Source organism: Actinoplanes sp. NPDC048791 (assembly GCF_040650095.1).
In the GTDB taxonomy this organism is placed as follows: domain Bacteria; phylum Actinomycetota; class Actinomycetes; order Mycobacteriales; family Micromonosporaceae; genus Actinoplanes.
Map to the genome: position 1 here is coordinate 1 of NZ_JBEZGQ010000852.1, position 3,606 is coordinate 3,606.

Below are 3,606 nucleotides of genomic sequence, written 5' to 3' on the forward strand. Positions count from 1 at the left end.
TGGGAGCCAGAGGACTAGGACGCGACGACGGCGGACCCCCGCCACTCAGACGGACGGGTCCCAGGCGATCAGCTGGTCGAAGATGCGACGGTCGCCGTCGAGCTCCACGGCATCCAGCGGGATGCGGCCGTAGAACATCAGGACCAGGTCACTGGCCGGGCCCCGGGCGGAGACGTCGGCCACGTCCGGGTCCTCGCCGGCAGCGGGCGTGAGATGGGCTACCTGTGCTCCGTCGGGGGAGAGCCGCAGGCGCCAGGAGCGGCCCTCGGTGGCGTGGTATTCGACGACGGCGGGTTCGTGGGGCCAGGCGACCGTCGTCGCGCAGAGGGTGAACTGGCAGTCGTCGAAACCGTCGAGGGCGACCTCCTCCGACAGCGGCTGCGGGGCGCCCACGGTGAGCTGGGCGTCGTAGGTGTGGACCGCGATCTCGGGGACCTGTCGCCGCGCCCAGGCGCCCGCGGTCTGTGGTGACGGGGAGTCGTCCCACCACGTCCAGCAACAGCGGTCCGGGCCGGCCGCCCGCAGCGCGCTCGTCAGTTGGTCGACGGACTCGGTCCACCAGGCCAGCAGCGCCTCGCGTTCCCGGGGCGCACCCCTGCCGTCATCCCAGGCCGACTTGTCCGGGGGCGCGTCGGCGGGCCCGGCGGCGACGATGGCGGCTGACTTGCGGCGGCCCAGGCCCACGTGTTGCACCAGATCGAACAGCGTCCGCCCGGGATGGGTCGGCACCGGCACGTCGAGGCTGGGTGCCGTGGCGACCGCCGTGCGGAAGGCGGCCGACCGGTCGTTGATCAGCCGCAGATGATCAGGAAACGTGAGGGTCTTGTGCACCGCGGCTTTCTACCACTGTGCAGCGACGATCGGACAGCGGTTATCGGAACAGGGCGGCCCGGACCAGGTCGAGTGCCGCCTGCGGCGTCAGGCCCAGCGCGGTGACCTGCTCGGCGTAGCGTTGCGCGGCCTTCTGCGCCGCCGCCGGGGTCTGCGCGGCCCGGGCCGTGATCACCGTGCCGGCCCGGCCGCGGGTCTCGACAAGACCGGCCTGCTCCAGCTCGCGGTAGGCGCGGGCGACGGTGTTCGCGGCCAGGCCCAGCTCGGTGGCGAGCTGCCGCACCGGCGGCAGCTTCGCGCCGGCCGCCAGCGCACCGACGGCGGCCAGCTCGGCGATGCGCAACCGCACCTGCTCGTACGGCGGCACCGCCGAGTCCGCGTCGATCACGATGTCCACCGCAGCCCCCGGGTCCGGCTCAGAGCAGCCGCGGCGGCGTGTTGCCGGCCGCGACGATGGCCCGGCGCATCGGGACCATCGCCAGCAGGATGCCACCGACGATGAAGAACACCACCAGCGACACGAGCCCGATGCGGTAGCTGTTGGTCAGCTGGAACACCAGCCCGAAAGCCAGCGGCCCCAGCCAGCTCGTGCCCTTGTCGCTGATCTCGTAGAAGCCGTAGTACTCGCCTTCGCGGCCGTCGGGGATCAGCTGGCTGAACAGCGAACGGCTCAGCGCCTGGCTGCCGCCCATGACCAGGCCGATGGCGACGCCCAGCAGCATGAACGGCAGCGGCTCACCCTCGGGCAGCCAGAACGCGGCCAGGATGACCCCGAGCCAGCCGACCAGGGCGATCAGCACGGTCTTGCGGGCACCGATGCGCTCGGCGACCGCGCCCAGCAGCAGCGCCCCGCCGAACGCCAGGAACTGCACGATCAGGATCGTCACGATCAGCGCGCTCTGCGGCAGGTTCAGCTCCTCGGTGCCGAACTGGCTGGCCAGGGCGATGACCGTCTGGATGCCGTCGTTGTAGATCAAAAACGCGAGCAGGAAGAACAACGTCAACGGGTACGCCCGCAGGCTGCGGATGGTGCTGCCGAGCTGGCGGAAACCGTCGGTGAGCACGTTGCCGCCCGCCGTACCGGCCTCGGCGCTGGGGTGCTCGCGCAGCCGGCGCAGCGGCACCAGGGTGAACACCGCCCACCACACCCCGGCCGACACGATGCACCAGCGGGCCAGGTCCAGGGTGCGCTGGTCGTCGCCGTCGATGGTGAGCCAGGTGACCACGGCCAGGTTGAGCAGCAGCAGAACCCCGCCGCCGAGGTAGCCCAGCGCCCAGCCGCGGCTGGACACCTTGTCGCGTTCGTCGGGCCCGGCCAGGCGCGGCAGGAACGAGTTGTAGACGACCACCGACGCGCCGAACGCGATGTTGGCGACGATGAACAGCAGCCCGCCCAGCAGGTACCGCTCGCCGGTCACGAACGCCATCGCGATGGTCGCGCCGGAGCCGAGGAACGCCGCGGCGGCCAGCAGCGGCTTCTTACGCTCGGCCCGGTCGGCGACCGCACCCATCACCGGCAGCACGAACACGGTCAGCAGCACCGACAGCGACACCAGGTACGGGAAGTAGGAGCCGGCGGCGATGCTGAGGCCGAACGGGTGCACCCGCGCGTCGCAGTCGTCGGCGCCCAGCGCGCACCCGGCGGCCTGCTCGGTGACGCTGGTCAGGAACGGCCCCAGGAACACCGTGATGACGGTGGTGGAGAAGGCGGACATCGCCCAGTCGTAGAAGTACCAGCCGGTACGTTCACGCCGGTTGCTCACCGGGACGGTGGTGGTCATCAGGGTGGCTCCAGGCGGAAAGGCGGGGGACGGCGCGCTGATGATGCCATCTCAGCGCCGTCCTGGGTACAGCCAACTCGCGGGTCAGGCCTCCGGCTGCCACCACTTGGCCAGAGTGCTGGTGGCCGGGTCGTCGGAGTCGGCCAGCGCGGCCCACGGGTCGACGCCGGGCGGCAGGTCCTCGCCGGCGTACGCGGCCAGGTCCTGCGCCGGTACCGGCTCCTCGGCCACCGCCTCGACCAGCCCGGAGTGGTACAGCCCGAGACTGCCGGTGTCGATCCACGGGAACCCGTCGACCGGCTCCGGCAGCGGCCCCACGTCGACGACCGGTGGGAACATGCTGACCTGATCCAGGTCCGGCGCCGCGTCGGGATCCGCACCGACCGGACCCATGCCGTGCCCGTCGGTCACGTCGACGACCCCGGCCCCGGTGTCGTCGTCGTGGCCGGTGCCCGGCTCGTGCTGGTCGTCCCAGCCGCCGTCGGTGGCGTCGTGCGGGGCGTCGAGGTCGTGCCCGGCGTCCAGCTGGTGGGCGTCGAAGCCGGCCTGGTCGGCGTCGTCGTGACCGAACAGGTCGTCGTGGAACGGGCTGTCCGCCCCGGCGTCGTCGTGCCCGCCCGGGTCGTGGAGGCCGGCGTCGTGGGCCTCGCCGGGCTCGTCGTGACCGTCGGCGTGCGAGAAATCCGGCCAGCCGTGCTCGTCGCTCATGTCGCCTCCTCATCGGCGGGTGCGGGGGTCAGGGAACGCGCCCGCGTGAGAACCTCGTCGACCTGCCTGATCCGGGTGCGGACCGCGGCCAGGTCCGCGGTCGCCTGGGTGCGCCGTTTCGCGCGGCCGGCGGCGTCCTCGGCCGCGGCGGCGTCGATGTCGGCGATGTGCGCGTCGAGCTCACGCAGCCGCCGCTCGACCGCGTCGTCGACGGCGACGCTGAGCGCGTACTGCAGGTCGGTGAAGCGGTAGGAGATCTCGTCGGACAGCGCCGCGCGGGCCTCGC

4 protein-coding genes and 1 pseudogene are annotated in these 3,606 nt (G+C 72.3%); all 5 read right to left on the reverse strand.

The window, feature by feature from the left end:
* Window positions 1-45: 45 nt before the first annotated feature.
* On the reverse strand, window positions 46-831 hold the full coding sequence (locus AB0C29_RS38365; RefSeq protein ID WP_360831243.1) for a maleylpyruvate isomerase family mycothiol-dependent enzyme: 786 nt from the start codon (window positions 829-831) through the stop codon (window positions 46-48).
* A gap of 40 nt (window positions 832-871) precedes the next feature.
* Window positions 872-1,228, reverse strand: a complete 357-nt coding sequence (locus tag AB0C29_RS38370; RefSeq protein WP_360831245.1) for a GntR family transcriptional regulator — start codon at window positions 1,226-1,228, stop codon at window positions 872-874.
* Window positions 1,229-1,247: 19 nt separating this feature from the next.
* On the reverse strand, window positions 1,248-2,612 hold the full coding sequence (locus AB0C29_RS38375; RefSeq protein WP_360831248.1) for an MFS transporter: 1,365 nt from the start codon (window positions 2,610-2,612) through the stop codon (window positions 1,248-1,250).
* An 84-nt stretch (window positions 2,613-2,696) separates the two neighbouring features.
* Entirely contained in the window at window positions 2,697-3,320 is a 624-nt protein-coding gene (locus tag AB0C29_RS38380; RefSeq protein WP_360831251.1) for a hypothetical protein, read from the reverse strand.
* Window positions 3,317-3,606, reverse strand: a pseudogene (locus AB0C29_RS38385) (hypothetical protein); the annotation flags it as partial. The gene AB0C29_RS38380 and the pseudogene AB0C29_RS38385, both read right to left, overlap by 4 nt.